The organism is Halotia branconii CENA392, assembly GCF_029953635.1.
GTDB classification, from domain to species: domain Bacteria; phylum Cyanobacteriota; class Cyanobacteriia; order Cyanobacteriales; family Nostocaceae; genus Halotia; species Halotia branconii.
The window spans coordinates 6,166,532-6,187,384 of the sequence record NZ_CP124543.1 but is presented as its reverse complement, the minus strand read 5'-3'; the positions used below and the strand labels follow the sequence as shown (position 1 = coordinate 6,187,384).

Annotated in this window: 20 protein-coding genes; 11 read left to right on the top strand and 9 right to left on the bottom strand. The window is 40.9% G+C overall.

What is annotated here, in order from left to right:
• Positions 1–12 precede the first annotated feature (12 nt).
• Both QI031_RS27060 and QI031_RS27055 read right to left on the bottom strand, forming a co-directional pair.
• Positions 13–981 (bottom strand): PrsW family intramembrane metalloprotease, encoded by a 969-nt coding sequence (locus QI031_RS27060; protein ID WP_281482664.1) that lies wholly within the window; start codon positions 979–981, stop codon positions 13–15.
• Positions 974–1,894 carry a class I SAM-dependent methyltransferase gene (locus QI031_RS27055; protein WP_281482663.1) on the bottom strand — a complete coding sequence of 307 codons (921 nt, stop codon included), beginning with the start codon at positions 1,892–1,894 and terminating at the stop codon, positions 974–976. The genes QI031_RS27060 and QI031_RS27055 overlap by 8 nt, the downstream gene beginning before the upstream one ends.
• Before the next feature lie 261 nt (positions 1,895–2,155).
• Between QI031_RS27055 and mscL the strand changes: the two genes are divergently transcribed.
• Together mscL and QI031_RS27045 are read left to right on the top strand one after the other, a co-directional pair.
• Complete coding sequence (gene mscL / locus QI031_RS27050) at positions 2,156–2,587, top strand: large conductance mechanosensitive channel protein MscL (protein WP_281482662.1); 432 nt, start codon at positions 2,156–2,158, stop codon at positions 2,585–2,587.
• A gap of 610 nt (positions 2,588–3,197) precedes the next feature.
• Positions 3,198–3,347, top strand: coding sequence for a hypothetical protein (locus QI031_RS27045; RefSeq protein WP_281482661.1), 150 nt, complete (start codon positions 3,198–3,200; stop codon positions 3,345–3,347).
• 359 nt (positions 3,348–3,706) lie between these two features.
• Here the strand turns inward: QI031_RS27045 and QI031_RS27040 are convergent, their stop codons facing one another.
• Entirely contained in the window at positions 3,707–5,395 is a 1,689-nt protein-coding gene (locus QI031_RS27040; protein ID WP_281482660.1) for a DUF3352 domain-containing protein, read from the bottom strand.
• 551 nt (positions 5,396–5,946) lie between these two features.
• Between QI031_RS27040 and QI031_RS27035 the strand changes: the two genes are divergently transcribed.
• From QI031_RS27035 to QI031_RS27015, 5 genes are all read left to right on the top strand, one after another.
• On the top strand, positions 5,947–8,538 hold the full coding sequence (locus QI031_RS27035; protein WP_281482659.1) for a M1 family aminopeptidase: 2,592 nt from the start codon (positions 5,947–5,949) through the stop codon (positions 8,536–8,538).
• 128 nt (positions 8,539–8,666) lie between these two features.
• Positions 8,667–8,921: a UPF0175 family protein gene (locus QI031_RS27030; RefSeq protein ID WP_281482658.1), complete on the top strand. Its 255-nt coding sequence runs from the start codon at positions 8,667–8,669 to the stop codon at positions 8,919–8,921.
• Positions 8,914–9,399 (top strand): PIN domain-containing protein, encoded by a 486-nt coding sequence (locus QI031_RS27025; RefSeq protein WP_281482657.1) that lies wholly within the window; start codon positions 8,914–8,916, stop codon positions 9,397–9,399. Before QI031_RS27030 ends, QI031_RS27025 begins: the two co-directional genes overlap by 8 nt.
• Before the next feature lie 128 nt (positions 9,400–9,527).
• On the top strand, positions 9,528–11,639 hold the full coding sequence (locus QI031_RS27020; RefSeq protein WP_281482656.1) for a M3 family metallopeptidase: 2,112 nt from the start codon (positions 9,528–9,530) through the stop codon (positions 11,637–11,639).
• A gap of 198 nt (positions 11,640–11,837) precedes the next feature.
• Positions 11,838–12,476, top strand: coding sequence for an antibiotic biosynthesis monooxygenase family protein (locus tag QI031_RS27015; protein WP_281482655.1), 639 nt, complete (start codon positions 11,838–11,840; stop codon positions 12,474–12,476).
• 435 nt (positions 12,477–12,911) lie between these two features.
• Here QI031_RS27015 and QI031_RS27010 read toward each other — a convergent pair whose 3' ends face one another.
• Positions 12,912–13,463 (bottom strand): PEP-CTERM sorting domain-containing protein, encoded by a 552-nt coding sequence (locus QI031_RS27010; RefSeq protein ID WP_281482654.1) that lies wholly within the window; start codon positions 13,461–13,463, stop codon positions 12,912–12,914.
• Positions 13,464–13,910: 447 nt separating this feature from the next.
• Here QI031_RS27010 and QI031_RS27005 point away from each other — a divergent pair, with 447 nt between their 5' ends.
• The gene (locus tag QI031_RS27005) at positions 13,911–15,113 is read left to right on the top strand and encodes an argininosuccinate synthase (RefSeq protein WP_281482653.1); all 1,203 of its coding nucleotides are present in this window, start codon (positions 13,911–13,913) and stop codon (positions 15,111–15,113) included.
• A gap of 35 nt (positions 15,114–15,148) precedes the next feature.
• On the opposite strand, the gene QI031_RS27000 is transcribed toward QI031_RS27005, so the two are convergent.
• A complete protein-coding gene (locus QI031_RS27000) occupies positions 15,149–15,778 on the bottom strand; it encodes a DedA family protein (RefSeq protein WP_281482652.1) in 630 nt (209 codons plus the stop codon).
• A gap of 621 nt (positions 15,779–16,399) precedes the next feature.
• On the opposite strand from QI031_RS27000, the gene QI031_RS26995 reads away from it, so the two are divergent.
• Positions 16,400–16,753, top strand: coding sequence for an STAS domain-containing protein (locus QI031_RS26995; protein ID WP_281482651.1), 354 nt, complete (start codon positions 16,400–16,402; stop codon positions 16,751–16,753).
• A 28-nt stretch (positions 16,754–16,781) separates the two neighbouring features.
• Positions 16,782–16,958 (top strand): hypothetical protein, encoded by a 177-nt coding sequence (locus tag QI031_RS26990; RefSeq protein WP_281482650.1) that lies wholly within the window; start codon positions 16,782–16,784, stop codon positions 16,956–16,958.
• 553 nt (positions 16,959–17,511) lie between these two features.
• On the opposite strand, the gene QI031_RS26985 is transcribed toward QI031_RS26990, so the two are convergent.
• Positions 17,512–18,063: an Npun_F5560 family protein gene (locus QI031_RS26985; protein ID WP_281482649.1), complete on the bottom strand. Its 552-nt coding sequence runs from the start codon at positions 18,061–18,063 to the stop codon at positions 17,512–17,514.
• A 386-nt stretch (positions 18,064–18,449) separates the two neighbouring features.
• Entirely contained in the window at positions 18,450–18,791 is a 342-nt protein-coding gene (gene rpsF / locus QI031_RS26980) for a 30S ribosomal protein S6 (RefSeq protein WP_281482648.1), read from the bottom strand.
• Between the two features lie 330 nt (positions 18,792–19,121).
• On the opposite strand from rpsF, the gene QI031_RS26975 reads away from it, so the two are divergent.
• A complete protein-coding gene (locus tag QI031_RS26975) occupies positions 19,122–19,895 on the top strand; it encodes a fumarylacetoacetate hydrolase family protein (RefSeq protein WP_281482647.1) in 774 nt (257 codons plus the stop codon).
• Positions 19,896–19,898: 3 nt separating this feature from the next.
• On the opposite strand, the gene QI031_RS26970 is transcribed toward QI031_RS26975, so the two are convergent.
• Together QI031_RS26970 and QI031_RS26965 are read right to left on the bottom strand one after the other, a co-directional pair.
• Entirely contained in the window at positions 19,899–20,375 is a 477-nt protein-coding gene (locus tag QI031_RS26970) for a Tic20 family protein (RefSeq protein WP_281482646.1), read from the bottom strand.
• Between the two features lie 81 nt (positions 20,376–20,456).
• Positions 20,457–20,654, bottom strand: coding sequence for a hypothetical protein (locus QI031_RS26965; RefSeq protein WP_281482645.1), 198 nt, complete (start codon positions 20,652–20,654; stop codon positions 20,457–20,459).
• Positions 20,655–20,853 lie beyond the last annotated feature (199 nt).

The window sequence follows — 20,853 nt, the reverse complement described above, 5'->3', positions numbered from 1 at the left end:
TTGCCAGCTATCCTAAAGATAATGACGACGGGACGAATGTCGCAAATAGCGGTAAATTAACCAAGCGACAATTGCAAAAATTAGATTGATTAATAAACGGCTAAGTATAAACCACAAAATATTAGAGTGGAAAAGTTGGGATGAACTCAAAGGACTAATAGTTTTTGCTAATAGAAACAATCCAAAAAGCGCATTTCCTCCTAGAATCAAAGCAAACATTACTAAACCCCGTTGCCAATAACGATGCTGTGGCGTATGCCCAGAAATCACGATAATAGGACGTTTGCCTTGTACTTTTCGCAATAACTGCTCTATTCGCCAAAACATCCACAACAGCAACGGAAATAAACCATAGCTGAGGAAACGTATCGGTGTTGAATAACGCCAAGCACTAGAAAGAACGTTTACTAAAGCATGACAAATCACAGAATTTAGCCAAGCCCTATAAATTAACCTTTTATCTTGATTTAACCGTATTGTTGAGGAAAGATATATTCCTAAAGCATATCCCCAAGGTGCAGAGAATAAGGCGTGAATTGGCGTACCGATAATACGATCAAGAATTGATGCTGTTCCGTAAAAAAGATAAATCCAATTTTCTTCCGCAGTGAATCCCAAAGCAACGGCTATAGTAAACAAAAAGATGCTACTAGGTCGTAATCGATATTTGCATTGGAAAACACAAGTGGGGATAACAACCGCTACCAACTTGCAGCCTTCTTCAATTGGCCCGACTTCTACAAGTTGCCGCAGGATAATACCAGGAAGCAAATATCTGGTATTTTGCCAATTGACAACCCAGTTGGCGACAGTTTCAAAAACCCATTCTAAGCCGAGGGCAGCAAAACCAGATACAGCCCCAAAGATAAATAATAAAATCAACCTTAACCAAAAAGGGGCAAACTGAACACGGCAATAATAAAAGCCTAAAAGTAATAGTGGTGGAATTGCTGCCCACAGCACTAGAGAGACATCAGCCACTCACTTGAGCAATTATAGTGCGGTGACGAGGGCTGTTGCTGGTAATTGTGGGGGTCTGGAAACCTGCCTCAACCATAGTTTGCTCAATGTCCAAAGCAAAATACTGGTCTAAATAAGGTTCCGTACTTTTAAGCAGTGTCAAGATGTAAGGCGGCATTTTTGTATAAGCTTCAGCTTGAGGATTCATATCCATGATTGCCAAATAACCACCCGGACGTAGCACACGCCTTGCTTCAGCGAAAATCTGTTGGGTTGCTAATTGTGGTAACTCGTGACAAACCAGAAAAATTGAGACTAAATCAAATGAAGCGTTTGCTAGTCCAGTAGATTCAGCCGCAGCATGAACCCAGTTGATTTTAGTCTGACGCTTTTGGGCGCGGTAGTTAGCAACGGCTAAAAAATAAGGAGATAAATCTAAGCCTGTAATTTTGGCGTGGGGATAAACTTTTTGCAGGGCAAAAGTACTTAGTCCTACACTACAACCCAAGTCCAAGATATCTTGTGGAGCATAGGGAAGAGAGTTTTTGACGATATCGTGGTAACTTTGGCGTAGTTTGGCATCGCCTTGAGCATTAGCACCTTGCCAAATTTTAGCATGAACAGCATGAGCAGCAGGTTCTACTTCAAAAGCAGCTTGCCAACTAAGATTTCCGGTTTCGTATGCATGAAATGAGGTGAGATAGTAATCTGGGTAGGAAATTTCAGGATTTTGGACTTGAGTTAGATTAGTTGCCCAATCTAGTGCTTGTAATTCCTGTACTTCTTTCGTCCAAGGTACGCCAATTTTTTCGGCGCGTTTAATCATCATTTGTCTGGCTTGGTGCTTGGCTAGGTTGGCTAAGGGTCTAATTGCCAAAATGCCATTAACTAAACGGCTAGCTAAGTTAGGAGAGGTTTGTGCAGCAACAGTCATAAGTTTGCGTGAACAGTCTTTTTTACTTATGACATAATTTCCGCAAGCTAGTCTAGGGTTTTTTCTGCCTCATTCTTTTGGCGGTTGAATTTTCAAATATAGGCTAAATGCATCTTCATGTCTCTCAACACATCTTTATCAAAGAGATTCACCCCAGACTGATAAGATTTGGGTACTCAGCAATATCTATCTCACAGGAGTTGGTAAAAAGCTGAGTGCCATTTAAAAAAAAATTACAACTAACTTCTTTTATAGTCAATTATGGCAAGAGCAAGAAGAAGAGCGAGTGGATTTCTGAGAGATTTTCAGGAATTTGCCCTCAAAGGTAATGTAGTTGATTTAGCGATCGCTGTAATCATTGGTGGTGCTTTTGGCAAGATTGTCACTTCTTTAGTTGAAGATGTGATTATGCCACTAGTTAACCCCTTAATTGCTGTAGGAGGTAAGAACTGGAGAACAATCACAATTGGCCCAGGAGTTGCTATTGGTCAATTTTTCGGTGCGATCGTTGATTTTGTGATTATTGCCTTGATCTTATTTTTGGCAATTAAAGCGTTACAAAAATTCAAAAGACAAGAAGAAGTCGTCGCCGAAGATCCCCTACCAGATCCTAACCTTGTAGCTCAAGAAAGACTGACTGACGCATTGGATAGGCTGACATACACATTAGAATCTCGCAATACTGAGATTTAGGGAATAGAAAGATCAAATACCAGAGGCGATCGCTTCTGGTATTTGAAGTATAAATTGATAGTTAAATTAATAAAAATTTAGATACTCGCACAGAAGCGGAACAAAATTCAATTTGTACTTCTGTTTTCCTTGCAAGAGCTACAGCTTTAACCTTTGCGTATTACGCGCAAGTTGTAGCAACTTCTGTTTTTCGTACAAGAGCTACAGCTTGAACATTTACGTATTACGCGCAAGTTGTAGCAACTTCTGTTTTTCCTACAAGAGCTACAGCTTTAACCTTTGCGTATTACGCGCAAGTTGTAGTAACTTCTGTTTTTCCTACAAGAGCTACAGCTTGAACGTTTACGTATTACGTGCAAGTTGTAGCAACTTCCTTTTTTAAAGCAAATAGAAATTACACCAATTCTCCAAAATATGAATGTAGCTTTAATCAAAGAAAAATGCTTTTAAGAAGACACCAAGCAGAATGCAGAAATTATTCTTTCTGCCTTTCCAAGTAAATTACTGAAATTTTGGTTTTTTAATAAAAATCAACAATTCTACGTATGACAACTTTTTCCCTAATTGTCCAATATGGAATTATGGAAAATTAGAAGAATGAGTATTAATTATGGCAAGAAGGAAACGTGGCTCACGTACTCTCGATAAAGCTGAAGTCAGGCTAGCTAGCATTAAATCTATTAGTTTATCTCTTGATATTGGCGAAGGATTAACGGTTAAAGATTATACTGACAAATTGAATATCTCCGTCAAGATATAGAGAAATACAATACGACTCTCTCGACTATTGATGTCTTACTCACCCAGATCATTGAAAATGAACAAAATTTAGCAGACTATTCTGATAGAATTTTACGTGGTATTGCTTACAAATACGGTCATGATAGCCATGAATATCAAATGGCTGGCGGAACTCGCAAAAGCGATCGCAAACGAAATGCGCGCCAAGGTGTAGTTGTAGCTGCAACTTAAATACTAACTAAACAGCGATCGCTCTCTAAAATGAAGAGTAGGCGATCGCACTTTATCAACACTCAGGAAAAAAGGGAAAAAGAGAGATTTTTAGATAAATTCAAGGTATTTTCTTCACCCTGCCCCTTTTGCCCCATTCCCTATTTCCTAATTTGCAGTTTTTGGTTTAAGAGCTAACAACATCTCTAATTCACTGATAGACTTATCAGGGCTGGTGGCAGTAGCACTAATACCACGAATTGAACTTAAAATAGCGCTGGCTTGCGGTGAGAGAGGTTGTCCTTGTGCTGCAAAGCGATTTACTAAAGTCATGGTTTTATCCATATCTAGGTAAAAGTAGCCACCGTTGGGTTTTTGCAGAGAACCAGTCACAGCCTTGAAAGTGTCGCTAGTATCGAGAGATGATTTTTTGGCAACTGTCAAAGATTCAGCAACGGGGCCTCCCAGTGCCAAAAAGACGGTATCTTGATCTAGCCAACCGTGGGCTAACAAAGCGCCTTGTTGGGGTATTTGCCATTCAGTAACATTTTTACCGCCGAGATTTCTTTGAGCAACGTTAATTCTTTGTGCTTTTGCCAAATTATCCAGTTTAGTAAAGGTAGCTTCCGCAGTTTTGCGATCGCCTGTGTCAAATACTAATGCCCCGCCAAAACCTAAACTTGCTAACACGCCTTGATTAGATGGAATAGCACCAAAGCCAAATTCTCCATCCATCCACCCAAAAATATCTTTATCTAAGTCAAGATCAACAAATTTCAGTTGTCCTCGCACCTGTTCGAGTACTTGTTTGAATTGTGGATAATCTTGAGACTGTTCTACTAGAGTTGTCCAGCCACGGCTAATGCCAGTGCCACTAACCAAAGCTAAGGTATCAACAGGAAACTGCCTGACAATATTGGCAGGAGTTGTTTGATACTGAAACTTATTTAATTGCGGATCTAAATTAGCGATCGCTTTTAGCCGCACTCCGGCATCATCTACGCCAACACCTGCTACCAAAGATTTTACTTGTTTCAATTGTGACAATGTTTGTGGAGGCAGTTGCTTTGCTTCAGGACTGGCGGCGATTAATTGCTGTACCATACCCGAATAATCTGGTACGTAAATTTGGGCAAGAGTATTTTTTACATCTACATTTTTATGCAAAAGACTATCTGCACCTTCTTTATTAGCAAAAGAAGGCTGTCCTTTAAAGGTGTCAATGGCATTTTCTACAGCTTGCTTTTCGGGAGCTAACACCAAGTGGTCATTATTTAAAACTACGCTATATGTTGGTTTGCCATCTTCTAGAGTTTCTGTAATTTTTTCACCTTTATAGTCAAATTCTTTACTTTTGATTTTTTTTTGCTCTTTGAGTTTTTTAGCAAAATTCAAAGCGCTGATTTTGTCCTTGATTCCTACTACCATTAAAATCTTCGATTCTGGCTCTGATTTGATTGTAGGATTCGCCTCTTTAGAAGACTCTTTTAATTGTGCGGGTTTAGTGGGGTTTGGCGGTAGCATTGCCAACATCACACCACCAACCCAAGGTTTTATATCTTTTTCATAAGAAATATCACTACCCTTAAACATGTCCTGATTAAAGTCTTCTAGACCTTTTGCTAGTAACTTCTGCGCTTCAGGAGTGCCAAACTGCTGTAACTTTGACCAAGCCTGCTGATCGGTTGTGATATAAGTTGCCATTAGTGCTGTTGAAGGTACTAATTTAGCACTGCCGAGAGCGTCTGAAATATCACCAGCAGACCCTTTTAAATACATGTAAGTAACTACACCTCCTGTCACCAAGACGGCAGCACCGATCGCAGGAATTAAAAACTTTGATTTACGTTCAGGCATGGTTGTGTCCTCTTTAATCCTCAAATTGTCACCGAGGTTAGTAAAAACGTCATTATAAAATTCTCGGAATTATTGAAAGTTGGTGGAAGATTCTATTTTATTGGGCATGGGGCATGGAGAAGAGGAATTGGGGCAGGGTGCGGGGTGCAGAGGGGTAAGTTAAGAAAATGCCTTGAATTTAAAGATGTGTACCTAATCTTTAATCTTTCTCCTTTTCTCCCTGCTCCCTGCTCCCCTGCCTCTTCCCCTGCTCCCCTGCCTTCTTTGCATTCCTTCCGCAAGTGGTATGGAGTTTTTTATCGGTATTTACTGAGTAACTTAGTAATAATACATAAGATGACTCAAAAAGTACTTCAACGCGGTGAGGAGTAAATCCATAAATGATAAGCAAAAAAAGCAGCACGCTTGGCGCTGGCAAGCTATCCTAGGATATTTAAAGTCACAAAAAGAGCAGGGAAAACCCCATAGATAAATTTAGATAAACTAGATAGCGTTATTTTTTAAATATATCAAGCCAAATTTTTCACAGATTAAAAGGTCAGTAAACATCAATGTCGCAGTCTTATTTTGATACAGAGAATAACGGACACAGATCTTTTGAACTACCAGGAGCGAAACCACACTACAATCCTGATCGCCCCGGACAGGTAGAACATATTTTTCTTGACCTCAATTTAGATATTCCTCACCAAAGTTACCAAGGTACTTGCAGTATCCGTCTATTACCTGTCCGTAATGGTATTGACCGCTTAACTTTGGATGCTGTCAATTTGAATATCCAGTCTATACAAGTAGACGAGGTGGCGCAAAATTTTGATTACGATGGCGAACAGCTATCGATTCAACTGGCTCAACCAACCCAAATTAATAAAAGATTATTAATTGCGATCGCCTACTCGGTGGAAAAACCCCAACGCGGTATTTACTTTATTCAACCAGATAAACATTATCCCCATAAACCCACCCAAGTTTGGACTCAAGGAGAAGACGAAGACTCGCGTTTTTGGTTTCCCTGTTTTGACTACCCAGGACAACTATCTACTTCGGAAATTCGTGTTAGTGTTCCCAAACACCTAGTTGCCATTTCTAACGGGGAATTAATTGATACTCAAAAAGATGGCGATCGTCAAATCTATCACTGGTCACAACAGCAAATTCATCCTACTTATTTAATGACTTTAGCAGTAGGCGACTTTGCAGAAATTCGTGATGAATGGCAGGGAAAACCAGTCACTTACTACGTAGAAAAAGGAAGAGAATCAGACGCTAAACGCAGCATGGGCAAAACTCCCCGCATGATGGAGTTTTTGAGTGAAAAGTATGGCTATCCTTACGCTTTTCCTAAATACGCCCAAGTTTGTGTTGATGACTTTATCTTTGGAGGAATGGAAAACACTTCCACAACTCTATTAACCGATAGATGTTTGCTGGATGAACGCGCCGCCTTAGATAATCGCAACACCGAAAGTTTAGTTGTTCACGAACTAGCGCATCAGTGGTTTGGCGATTTGTTGGTGATCAAACATTGGTCACATGCTTGGATCAAAGAAGGAATGGCTTCCTATTCTGAGGTGATGTGGACAGAACATGAGTATGGACAACAAGAAGCCGCATACTATCGGTTATTAGAAGCTCGGAGTTATTTAAGCGAAGATAGTAGCCGCTACCGTCGACCGATGGTAACGCACGTTTACCGTGAAGCCATTGAACTTTACGATCGCCATATCTACGAAAAAGGATCTTGTGTTTATCACATGATTCGGGCGGAATTGGGAGAAGAGTTGTTTTGGCAGGCGATTCACATATTTGTCCAGGATAATGCCCACAAAACTGTTGAAACAGTAGACTTACTCAGGGCAATAGAAAAGTCAACTGGGCGTAATCTTACCTTCCTTTTTGATCAGTATGTTTATCGTGGCGGTCATCCTGATTTTAAAGTCGCCTACTCCTGGGATGGGGATGCAAAGTTAGCAAAAATCACAGTAACTCAAACTCAAGCAACTACAGATAAAGATTTATTCGACCTAAAAATTCCTATTGGTTTTGGCTACAGCCAACAACAAGAAGTAGCAGCACTGCAAACTTTCACAGTGCGGGTGCATGAAAAAGAACAAAGCTTTTACTTTCCTTTAGCAGAAAAACCCCAGTTTATTAGCTTTGATGTGGGGAATCATTACCTAAAAACTGTGTCTTTGGAATATCCATTACCAGAGTTGAAAGCACAGTTAGAATTTGATCCTAATCCCATTTCTCGTATTGATGCAGCAGCAGCTTTAGCCAAAAAAGGCGGGTTAGAAGCGACTAAAGCTTTATCAGCATCTCTCCAAAACGAGTTATTTTGGGGTGTGCGGATTGAAGTAGCGAAACAATTAGCCCAAGTTAAATTAGATCAAGCCTTTGATGGATTAGTTGCTGGGTTGAAAGATCAAAATGCTCTGGTGCGGCGCGCTGTGGTGGAAGCACTAGCTCAAATCAAAACCCATGAAAGTTACAAAGCTGTCAAAGGACTGGTGCAGGACGGCGATCCTAGTTACTACGTCGAAGCAATGGCTGCTCGTACCATTGGGACTATTGCAGCTGCAAATTTAGACGAAAAGCCCAAAGAAGAAAAAGTTCTCAAACTGCTAAAATCCGTTTTAGAAGAAAAAGCAGGTTGGAATGAAGTGGTACGCAGTGGTGCAGTTGCAGGTTTAGCTGAACTCAAAACCTCCGAAGCCGCTTTAAATTTACTTCTTGAATACACCAGACTTGGTACTCCCCAACCGCTGCGCCTAGCTACAATTCGGGCTTTGGGCAAGATTTCTGTCGGTCAAAATCCAGTCAATTTAGAACGGATTTTAGAAAAATTAGCCGAACTTGCTAGAGAAACCTTCTTCTTAACTCAAATAGCAGTAGTTACAGCCTTGGCACAAATGGAGACTCCCAAAGCAATCAAGATTTTGCGATCGCTTGCTGATCAAACACCAGATGGGCGTGTCCGGCGTTATGCTGATGAATCAATCGGGAATGTGCAAAAGAACGTGGGTACAGAAAGCGCCCTGCGTCAATTGCGTGAGGAACTCAATCAACTCAAACAACAAAACCAAGAACTAGTCAGCCGCTTAGAAAATTTGGAGGCTAAATCTAAAAGTACTACATCTTAGTGCGTTGCGACGTAAATTAAAATACCATGCAGGGCGGGGTGCTTTGTCCCGTCCCATTGGTGATTTCATTGTTTAATGGTTGATATTATGAATGCAGCAATCAACCGCAGCAATAATGGACATAAATTATGTCATCAGTCACGATTAACCTGCCAGAAGAAGTATTTAGCGCCCGTCGCCTAAATCCAGAAGAATTTGTGCGTGATATGCGCCTCGCTGCTGCTATCTACTGGTATCAGAAGCAGGAAATCTCAATGGAGAAAGCAGCCAACGTTGCTGGGTTAAACCGCCGAGACTTTCTAGCTGTCCTAGCCCGTGAACAAGTGGATGTCTTTGCTGTTGACTTTGATGATTTGCAGCGCGAGTTAATAAACCGTGGCTGAACTGTCTGCTATCAACACATCGCCACTAATTTTTTTGACCAAGGGCGGCTTTACCGATTTGTTGCTTTTAGTTAGTCCATCAATTATTGTTCCATCAGCTGTAGCCGCAGAAATTGATGCTTATGGGTCAACAGACGTAACAGCAGTGGCGCTCAATAGTATTGATTGGTTAGTCGTACAAGAAACACCACCAGTCCCGAACGTTATTCAAAACTGGGATTTAGGTATAGGTGAGTCAGCCGTACTCACCTGGGGCTATGTAAATCCTAAAACGGAAGTAATTCTGGATGATTTAGCAGCCCGTCGTTGTGCTGCCACCTTGGGTATTCCTTCAAGGGGAACATTAGGCATCGTTATTACCGCCAAACAACGAGGGATAATTCCGGCTGCACGTCCGGTGTTAGAACAATTGTGTCTGTGTGGGATGTATTTATCTAACCGCGTAATAAATCAAGCATTGGCATTGGTAGGGGAATAGATGCACTTGAACTTTTTTAGCACATTTGGCATTCTGATCAAGCCAAATTACCCAGCGATCGCTACATTAGAGATATATAGATAAAAATCTTTGTTTGCGAATATTTATTGGTGACTAACAAAAAAACTATGACTGTAACTGTCAATATTTCTCAAAACCCTCTACTCAAAGGCTCAGGCTTACCTCCCTTCGCAGAGATTCAACCAGAGCAAGTAGTACCAGCCTTTAAAGAATTATTGGCGGAACTCGACCAACAATTAACCACCTTAGAAACTAACCTCCAACCGACTTGGAGTGGTTTAGTAGAACCTCTAGAAGAACTAACAGAACGACTCACTTGGAGTTGGGGCGTAGTCAACCATTTAATGGGTGTGAAGAATAGCCCAGAACTACGCACAGCTTACGAAGCTGTTCAGCCACAAGTAATACAATTTGTCAATAGGCTCGGTCAAAGTCAACCCATTTACAATACTTTCAAGCAACTCCGCGCCAGCGAACAATGGCAAACTTTAGAATCTGCTCAACAGCGGATTGTGGAAGCAGCTATCCGTGATGCTGAACTTGCTGGTGTTGGTTTACAAGGAGAAGCACGGGAACGTTTCAACGCCATTCAAATGGAGTTGGCAGAACTTTCTACCAAGTTTTCTAACCATGTATTAGATGCCACCAAAGCCTTTAGCCTAACTCTCACAACCAAAGCAGAAATTGACGGCTTACCCGATAGCTTACTTAGTTTAGCGGCACAAGCTGCCCGTGCTGCTGGGTCAGAAAACGCCACACCAGAAAATGGCCCTTGGCGCATCACTTTAGATTTTCCCAGTTATGGGCCTTTCATGCAGCACAGCACCCGTCGTGATTTGCGCGAAAAACTTTACAAAGCTTTTATTTCCCGTGCCTCATCCGGTGAGTTGGATAATAATCCGTTAATTCAGCGTATTTTGGAGTTAAGGCAAGAATTAGCCCATGATTTACTAGGCTTTGAAAATTTTGCTGAGTTGAGCCTAACTAGTAAAATGGCTCCCAACGTTGAGGCAGTCGAGGCACTGTTAGAAGAACTACGTCGCGCCAGTTACGATGCAGCTACCAAAGATTTAGAAGAACTCAAAGCTTTTGCAGCTAGTAAAAAAGCAGCAGAAGCTGAAGATTTACAACACTGGGATATTAGTTTTTGGGCAGAACGCCAACGAGAAGAAAAATTTGCCTTCACCGCCGAAGAATTACGTCCTTACTTCCCCCTTCCTCAAGTTCTTGATGGTTTATTTGGACTTGTGCAGCGGTTATTTGGTGTTACTGTGACTTCTGCCGATGGTCAAGCCCCAGTCTGGCACGAAGATGTGCGTTATTTCCAAATTGCTGATGAAACTGGTAGCCCCATAGCCTACTTTTACTTAGATCCTTACAGTCGTCCAGCCGAAAAGCGCGGTGGTGCTTGGATGGATGTATGCATCAATCGTAGAAAAATGGCTGAGAATAATGTGCCTACTACTCGTTTACCTGTGGCGTATTTAGTCTGTAACCAAACTCCCCCAGTAGACGACAAACCAAGTTTGATGACTTTTTATGAAGTAGAAACTTTGTTCCACGAGTTCGGTCATGGCTTGCATCACATGCTAACTAAGGTAGACTACCCTGGAGCAGCAGGCATCAACAACGTAGAATGGGACGCGGTGGAACTACCCAGCCAGTTCATGGAGAACTGGTGCTATGACCGACCTACTTTATTTGGCATGGCTAAACATTACGAAACTGGTGAACCCTTACCGGAACATTATTACCAAAAATTGCTAGCGGCACGAAATTATATGAGTGGTAGCAGCACATTACGGCAAATCCACTTTAGTAGTGTTGATTTAGAACTGCATTGTCATTATCGCCCAGGTAATAATGAAACTCCCGCAGATGTGCGCCATCGCATTGCCAAAACTACTACTGTCTTGCCACCACTGCCAGAAGATGCTTTTTTATGTGCTTTCGGACACATTTTTGGCGGTGGTTATGCCGCAGGTTATTACAGTTACAAATGGGCGGAAGTATTGAGTGCCGATGCTTTTGCGGCTTTTGAAGAAGCTGGATTAGAAGACGAAGAGGCAATCAAAACTACAGGTAAGCGCTATCGAGAAACAGTACTAGCTCTGGGTGGCAGCAAGCATCCAATGGAGGTATTCCAATCCTTCCGAGGTCGTGAACCGAGTACAGTTTCTTTGCTCAAACACAATGGCTTATTAGCAAATAGTAACTGATAACTGTAGCAGTCTATTTGTAGTCAGGACTTTAGTCTTTATTTTCCCAACACTAAAGTCTTGGCTATACATTAAAAATTAAAAGAGGAAGCGATCGCTTAATTACAAACTAAAATTAGAAAATACAACTTTTGATGGTTGACAAAAATATGATGCAATTATAACCTAACCTCAAATTCATCAAAAATATACAGAGTTATGGCGACAATTGCGACCAAAAATGAAGTTATTACCGTAATCATCATTTTTTCAGTTAAGCCAGAACAACAGCAAGAATTGATAGATGCGATCGCTGAATTTCTAGAAACAGTCAAGCAACAACCTGGTTTTATTTCTACCAATCTTCACAAAAGTATTGATGGCTTAAAAGTTGCCAACTACGCTCAATGGCAAAGTCAAGCAGACTATAATAACTTTATTAATAATACTAAAGTACAGGCAAAAGCAGCCAAACTTAGAGAATTTAATCCACCAGATGTTCATATTTATGAAGTAGTTATTTCTGAGTCGAAAGAAGGCATACCTAAAATTAAACAAGGGCAATACATAACTCATTTTGCCGAATTTCGGATGCCCCCAGAGAATCAACCGCGCATGATAGAACTAGCCAAAGAAAATGTCGGCAAAGCAATGGAGTTACCAGGGCTAATTTCAGCAAATTTTCATCGTAGTCTTGATGGCACTCGTGTAATCAATTACGGACAATGGTTAGATAAAGAAAGTATCGAAAACCTCAAGAAACAGCCAGGATTTGGCAAAGACTCTGAATATTGGGAAGGTATTGCCGAAAACGAACATCATCTTTACGAAGTTGTTTTGACTGTACCCAATGATTAATACCGCTTTAACTTTCTTTTATCATAGGACTTACGCAACGCCGATATTGTCATTGCGATCGGAACGGAGTGTAGGGAAGCAATCCCAGCGTTAGGGTAGATTACTTCCCGCCACGCCTTCGGCTCGCGGCTTCGGCTTCGCTCGTAATGACGGAGTTACGTTATTTTTGCGTAAGTCCTGTATCACTCTAGGGCAGAGGAAAAAGAGAAAAAGTCTGACCAAAAAAATAAAAATAGATGATTGTGCAAGGTATTCTTAAGCTCATCCCACCTCTGGAAGGGAAAGAAATACGTTAAAATAAAAACCCCACTGGTAAAGTGGGGAATGATTCAATCAGGATTTCTCTTGTAAGTACAAGTGTACTATATAGGTCAGGATATGGCAAGTGATATGTGGCGACCAGCCATTAATTACTGTCGTTAAAAAGAATTGCCTTTATTTTGCCACTGTGGATGCTTTTTTCTTACGTTTCAACCACATCCCGATAGTACCAGCGACTAGCGTACCACTTACAGTCATGGGTTCTGGTACTTTGGAGTAAGTTACACTACCTACCTGTGTCGCGGAAGTCAAATCAGCACTGACAATGCTATAAAAATTTGCTCCTCCCACATCTGGATCTTCTAGATTGTTACTTATAAAAAACTGATCTTCAACCAAATAGCTAAGTCCTGAAAGTTTGCCATCTTGAAAGCTAATTACAGGAAATGAATCATAATCCAAGTCATCTCTCTCTGTATAGTCATTGCCCAAGTAGTTAAACCCAATAGTTAATCCATTGTTAGTTCCTAAGGTTTCTTCGCCTGTCTTGATTAAAGTCGAATCGTCATAGCTCAAAGAACCGTAATATTGACCCGGATTATCGCCTGATATCGCATTCACGATAAAATCATAATTAATCACAGCAGCTTGTGTTGGGTTAGCGCCAACAACAGCGACAGAAATAGCAGTAACGGCAGCAATACCCAGATTTTGAGCGAATTTCATCAGTAAATACTCCAAAAATAGAAAATAAATAGTTACGTAAACTCCCTTAAATTTAATAAGCTCTCAATCAACTACAAAAGGTTAAGGAATATAAAACAAACGGTTAAACAAAATTGGGTTGACTGTGAAATTACTGTCATAGCTAAGGCTGAGAAAATTTGATCAATAACTAGAAATTGTTACTTATATATAATTAGGACTTACGCACAGGTAATGGAAAGTCGTAGACCGAAGGGCTTGCCGTAAGCTACCACACAGACGCAGCGAAGTAATCGCAAAGGCTTAGTTTTTCGTCACGAGTGCGTAAGTTCTAGGTGATTAACTCAGAGTCAGTCGTGTTGTACAGTGTCAGCCAAATTGCCGAATCGATCACGTCTCAAGAAAATATACGTGTATTAGTTAGATATAATAATGACTCATTCTTTGTTTTCCTAAATGGAGAAATTAATGGGTCGCGCCAAAAAGGTTGTTCTGGCATACTCTGGCGGAGTTGATACTTCTGTTTGCATCCCTTACCTCAAGCATGAATGGGGTGTAGAAGAGGTGATTACTCTAGCAGCAGATTTAGGTCAGGGAGATGAGTTAGAACCAATCCGAGAAAAAGCTTTGAAATCGGGTGCAAGTGAATCCCTAGTGGCGGATGTGAAAGACAGCTTTGTGAAAGATTATGCCTTTTGTGCGATTCAAGCCAATGCCCTTTATGAAAATCGCTATCCCTTAGGAACTGCTCTTGCACGCCCACTAATTGCCAAAATTTTAGTAGAAACTGCCCAAAAATACGGTGCTGATGCGATCGCTCATGGTTGCACTGGCAAAGGTAACGATCAAGTTCGTTTTGATGTCTCTGTTACCGCCTTAAACCCCAAATTGAAGATCCTCGCACCCGCGCGGGAATGGGGAATGAGTCGAGAAGAAACCATCGCTTATGGTGAAAAGTTTGGTATCCCCTCACCGGTTAAAAAATCTTCTCCCTACAGTATCGATAAAAATTTGCTTGGTCGTAGCATAGAAGCTGGTGTGTTGGAAGATCCAGCAGTTGAACCACCAGAAGAAATTTATGAAATGACCAAAGCGATCGCCGACACTCCCAACGAACCAGAGTATATCGAAATTGGGTTTAACAGCGGTATTCCTACCACTCTTAACGGTATATCCCAAAAGCCAGTTGAACTAATTGAACAACTCAATCAGCTAGCGGGAAATCATGGCATTGGGCGAATAGACATGATAGAAAACCGCTTGGTAGGTATTAAATCCAGAGAAATCTATGAATCACCAGCTATGTTAGTGCTAATTCAAGCACACCGGGATTTAGAAAGCTTGACGTTAACAGCAGATGTCAGCCACTACAAACGAGGTATTGAAGAAACTTACACTCAAATTGTCTACAACGGTTTGTGGTACAGCCCACTCAAAAATGCACTGGATGCATTTATCCAAAAGACACAAGAACGAGTATCGGGAACCGTGCGAGTCAAACTTTTTAAAGGTAACGCTTCCATAGTTGGGCGTTGGGGTGACAACTCACTTTATAGTCCTGACTTGGCTACTTACGGTTCTGAAGATCAATTTGACCATAAAGCCGCTGAGGGTTTTATTTACGTTTGGGGACTACCTACTCGTATTTGGGCACAGCAGATTAGGGGTTAAAAATAGAGACGCGTATATCGCGTCTCTATTTTTAACTATTCTCCCGTTGCACGCTTGACTTGGCGAGATTCCCACCATACAGGTATAACAATCAACGCCACTAGAATCAGTAATGCTGCGATCGCAAATTGACTCACCCACCCAACTAACTGTTCTAGAGAGACAACTCTGCCAGCAAAGAAAGCTAATGTCACCATCGCACTAGCCCAAGTAGTTGCTCCTGCTAAGTTATACAAAAAGAATTTTCCAAAAGGCATTTCGGCTATACCAGCTAGTGGTGCAGCAAAAATTCGTAGTAATGCAAAAAATCGTCCGAAAAATACAGCTTTAGCAGCGTTTTGACTAAATTGTTCTTTGATACTTAACAATCGCTCTTCGGAAATCCGAAAGAGTTTACCTACTTGTAGTAGAAAAGGCCAACCACCAAGCTTACCAATCCAATAACCACAAGTACCACCAATTACTGCACCTGCAATAGCATCACTAAGAACTAACCAGTAACTCAGTTCATCACTACCAGCTAGAAACCCACCCACTAAGGTAACAGTTTCTCCAGGAAGAGGAATGCCTAAATTTTCTAGCAAAATTCCCAGAAAAATTGCCCAGTAGCCGTACTGATGAGCAAATTCCTGGATGTTCTCTAGTGAAATCAGATCAAGAGACATCCCGCACCGCCGCCTTTACAATTTTTTACCTTTACTATATCTTGGCTCGTTTCTGGCTGGGGTGTCAATCAAGCGGTTATTTAAAGCGGCGGCAAACTCTATTCCTTCATGGGTGGTTAAATCAGTTAACAGTGACCAGTGAAAACTGATAACTGCCTATGCCCTATGCCCTATGCCCTATGCCCTATGCCCTATGCCCTATGCCCTATGCCCAAAAACTTCATACCGCAAGTGGTGTGAAGTTGTTTACGTATATCTTATGATTTAGATGATCTATTACTTAATGAGTATTGACGACCACCTTTTAATCGATTAATAACACAAATGCATACTTAAGACTCTAAAGCAAAATACATTTATAAAAAGTTTATAAATATCCCAGATAAATATAAAAATCTAGTAAAAGATACGTTTGATACTGAAATTCTTAAGCGTTTATGCCTATATTTATGAAAGTTAACATAAATTATACGGCATGAATACTGGTTCGCAACGTCTCAATAGCATGGCTGTAAATTCTTAAATCTGAGAATGAAACAGTCATCTTGCGACTGAAACCTCATCAGTGATTGATGTCGAATTTTTGTTTTTGTTAGATGTTTCAACTACCGACTTAAATACATGGCTATCTCACAAGAATTGCAAGTGGTTTTATTTAAGCCCCAAGGAAGCATAAATCTAGAGGGCGGTATGGCTTTGAGCGAACAGATGGTTGATATAGTACCCCAGCCTCATCAACTCTGGGTTATTGATCTGACAGATGTGGATTTTATGGATAGTTCTGGATTAGTCCCATTAGTCAAAGGGTTAACAACTGCACGTCAAATTGGCTGTCGCTTGGTACTTTGCAATGTGCAAGCCCCTGTGCGGTTAATTTTGGAACTGACACAATTAGATTCAGTGTTTGAAATTTTTAACACTTACGAGGATATCTTCACTAACGTCAACGATCGCAGTCTAGCCTTAGCAAGCTAACTTTTTAACTTTTACAGAGAAACATTTGGTGAACCAGAAAAATCTTTACAATTCTTCACAATCAATGAGAGTTTTTTCTCGTCATCAGCGATCGCTGTTTCTCGTAAAAGACTGGATTTCTCGGATACAAAAACAATCGCTTTGCAGCACGGCAGTATCAATGACAGATAAACTAATCTGGCTATTGGACGCTGATGTTAGCTAAAGCAGGTGCAGTAGAATATGGCTAGAGCAAATTTCACTTTTTTGCTACCCAAACTGCACCAGTTATATCGGTGACGGATTAAAGTTTTAGGAGGTTAAACACCCTCCGATATTGATGCTGATGCTACGCAGCTAAATCCAATATCAGGAATAGACAAAAATATTGTCTTATGATTGCTGAACAGCATCAGCATACTTGTTTAATTGAAAGTTATTTATAATACAACTGCTTACGTTTACAAATAGTTACGTAAATCTACCAAAGTACGTAACAAAAAGTGAAGTTAGCTCAAATTATCTTTCCTTCTGCCTAGTAGTCTGTAAAGATGAGTTTGCTGGGTTAATGGGAAAAAGTCCAGTTCTTTTCGCCCCCTGCTTCCGGTCACTGAGTTTCGACTGCGCGGCAATCGAGCGAAGTCGAGATTCAACTATCGCGTAGCCGAAGTGCTGCTTCCCCTGCTCCCCTTGCCTGCCTCAACTCGTCATTTTTGGGTTGACAGATCACTAGTCTGGGGCAACGCTGAGGCGAACTGCTCTGACTTAACGATAAATATTTACACCGTAGAAATATTATTTTGATTAGATATGGGGCGAGGAAAATTAGGTAAGTCAATACCACTGTGGCTGGAATTGCGGGTTTTAAGTGCTAATCGATAACTTACACTTTGCAGTTCTGCCTGAAGTTGACGGTTTTCCCGTTGTAGGGTTGCCACTTTTTCTCTCACAGGAGTCATACGTTCCTCAAATTTACGCCGATAAATTTGAGGTAACTCTTGTACTACTTGCTCCAACATCCGACTGCGATCGGTTAATTCTTGGACTGACTGCCGTAACTGATAAATTTCGGCATCACGAGTAGTAATTTGTTCTTGATAAAATGTTACTTGCTGTTCGACAGCTTGCAACTGTTCTCGCAACGCTTGCAGCTGACTCATATCGAGTTCAGGCTCAGAGCGCTGAGGTATAAAACTAGTGTTACCCTTCACCAAACGGAAGAGTTCTTGAGATAACTGTTGCACTAATTGATCACGAAGTTGCAACTCTTGGCGAAGTTGTGATACTTCCGTAGAGAGAGCTTGAATGTCGGGTGTGTCAGTTTGGCTCACAGTAGCTTACAGCTCCCATTGACGTATCTTGTCCAAATTTTAGGTATAACTGCGATAGTACTGCTTTTGGCAAGTACTTGTTAATTTAGCATTCCCAATCAAGCCATAAAAAAGGTCAAAGGTAAAAAATTTTTTAGATTTATTTTAATCAGTACTGAATATTGAAGCTAAAAAACTCAAAATTGCTAGTCTGTTTAAGGTGAAGAACTTTTTCTTATATCTTTTTTTTGCAGTGCTGATTCACTGAGTCTCGGTGCATCAGCATTGGTTATTCAAGACTTGCCTTAACAGTAAACAGTTAACAGTGAACAATTATCAAGGCGTATTGTAGGGGATTTAAACCCAAAAATAAACATCTCATTCTTCACTGATAACTGATAACTTTTTTAAGCAGGTATAGGTGCAGGTACAGCAGGGCTTTCTGCTTTTTCTTCGCTTGGAAGTTGTTGCTTAATTGTCATATAGCGAATCACTTCTTCGCTCAAACGCATTGCACGTTCCATAATTGCAATGGCATTTCCAGGGCTGGTGTAGTTCATCTGGATGTAGATGCCATCCCGATGTTTTTTTATTTCATAAGCAAGACGGCGCTTACCACGATTTTGAATTTGCATCTCTTGGGCACCCTGCTCTTGGAGCAAATTCTGATATTTTGCAATTGCTTGCTCTACTTGTTCGTCTCCTAGGTCAGGACGCAGAATGTACATTGTTTCGTAAACTGTGGACATGATTTTAAGTATCCTTATGGACAAAAATGGTTGCTGGTATTAATTTATACAAAATATTTAGGAGAAAATATCAGTATTAATCAACATCTGAAGCAACAAGGAATTATAATCTTACCAGTTTTCAATTTGGATCATTAGCCTAATCTGCCAAAATTTGCATCTTTAATTGAGGTGAACAGCAGCAAATTGATCAATTTATCCGCTTACCCAAAGGGTATGCTAACCAAATGGAGTTTATAGCTATTGGTTTTTAGAACCTCCACTATGAACTAAACATTGTGTTCCCGCTATCAGCTTTTAATCGCAGACAAAAGGATATTAATCAAGGTTATGGCGCAGCGCTATGTGCGAGTTCAAAATTTAGAAGGAAAGATTTACTATGGGTTGCTACAACTATCCCTGAGTGTACAGGTACTGGATGCTCCGCCCTGGTTACAAGGGCAACCCACAGATTTAAATTTAGAACCAGATAACTACCAAATTCTTTCTCCCTGCGCTCCTTCAAAAATTGTGGCGGTGGGTAAGAATTATGCCGACCATGCGGCTGAAATGGGAACTTCAGTTCCTAGTGAGCCGTTACTGTTTCTCAAACCACCTACAGCTGTGATTGCCTCAGAGACCGAAATTAAGTATCCTCTCCAGTCGCAACGTGTAGACTACGAAGGTGAGTTAGCATTAGTAATTGGCGATCGCGTCTTTAATTGCACACCAGAAGAAGCCCAAACTAAAATCTGGGGCTATACCATCGCTAATGATGTGACAGCGCGGGATTTACAACAAAAAGATGGTCAATGGACTAGAGCCAAAGGTTTTGATACGTTCTGCCCCTTAGGCCCTTGGATCGTCCGAGAATTAAATCCAGGAGCTAGATTGCAAACTTTTTTGAATGAAGATGCTGATCCAGTGCAATCTGCCTATATTGATCAGATGGTGTTTTCTCCTGATGTTTTGGTGTCTTATATTAGTCAGGTGATGACATTGCTACCTGGAGATGTAGTTTTAACTGGTACGCCATTAGGTGTTGGCCCATTGCATCGAGGCGATCGCATCCGCGTTGAAATTGAAGGCATCGGTCGTTTAGAGAACACAGTAGCAGCTTATTAAGCATTAGCGCACTTGCATATAGACTGCATCAGAAATTGCCGGAATTTCTGCATAACGCCCCATTAAGGACTGGATAACCGAATATACAACTGCTGCTAAAATTCCGAGAAAAATTGTTGTAGATAAAGTTTGGATGGCAAAACCACCACTGGGAATTAGGCCAACGACATCAGTTAGGATACTGAACAAAAAGATCACAATATCCAAAAGAATGGCCTGCATGGTGTTGAAACGAATAAAGTGACTGATTTTTTCGTTTCTCACTACTAATAAGAACAAAGCAAAGAAAATTATCAATCCGGCATAACGAACACCGTAATAAATTCTCAGCAGTGGCATCAGAGGCAGAAATAGCACCAATAGAGGTGGAAATTGTGCTATTAAAAATTGACCGAAGGCAAAAACCTCAATTATCGGAAGCAAATAAGGTAAACAAGCAAAAATTCTATCTTTAATTGTTGTAGACCCACGCCAAGTCATTATGCGTTCTCCTGTAGCTAAATTTAGAGAGTTACTTGAGCCTAGGATAACGCAGTTACTTGGTCTTGCTCGTAAATGTGATTATTCTATATTGGCGATGCGGAAACCCATCATACACTCATACTGGGCTGGCTGTTGTTCTGTAAGTTTGCGGATGGCTTGGCCGCAGTACAGTTGACCTTTACGCCAACGGGGTTGACCGCTACCATCAGCAAGTAAGCACGACTGGCAAACCTGCTCAGGGGCAAAAATTTGATTGTCCGTTAGAATGACTAGCATCTGAATCCCTCCTGATAAATCCTCATTATTACCCGTATTTTGTCAAGGGAAGATATGCTTTATATTCTTCCCAAAAGTGACTTTCAGTGGGTTGGAGTGACGCTGTAGATGGGAGTTATGGAAATTGGCGATCGCAAAAAACACCTGCGAGTTTATTTTGACTCTCTTTTGGGCAACAATGGGGAGAGCAATTAAAAAT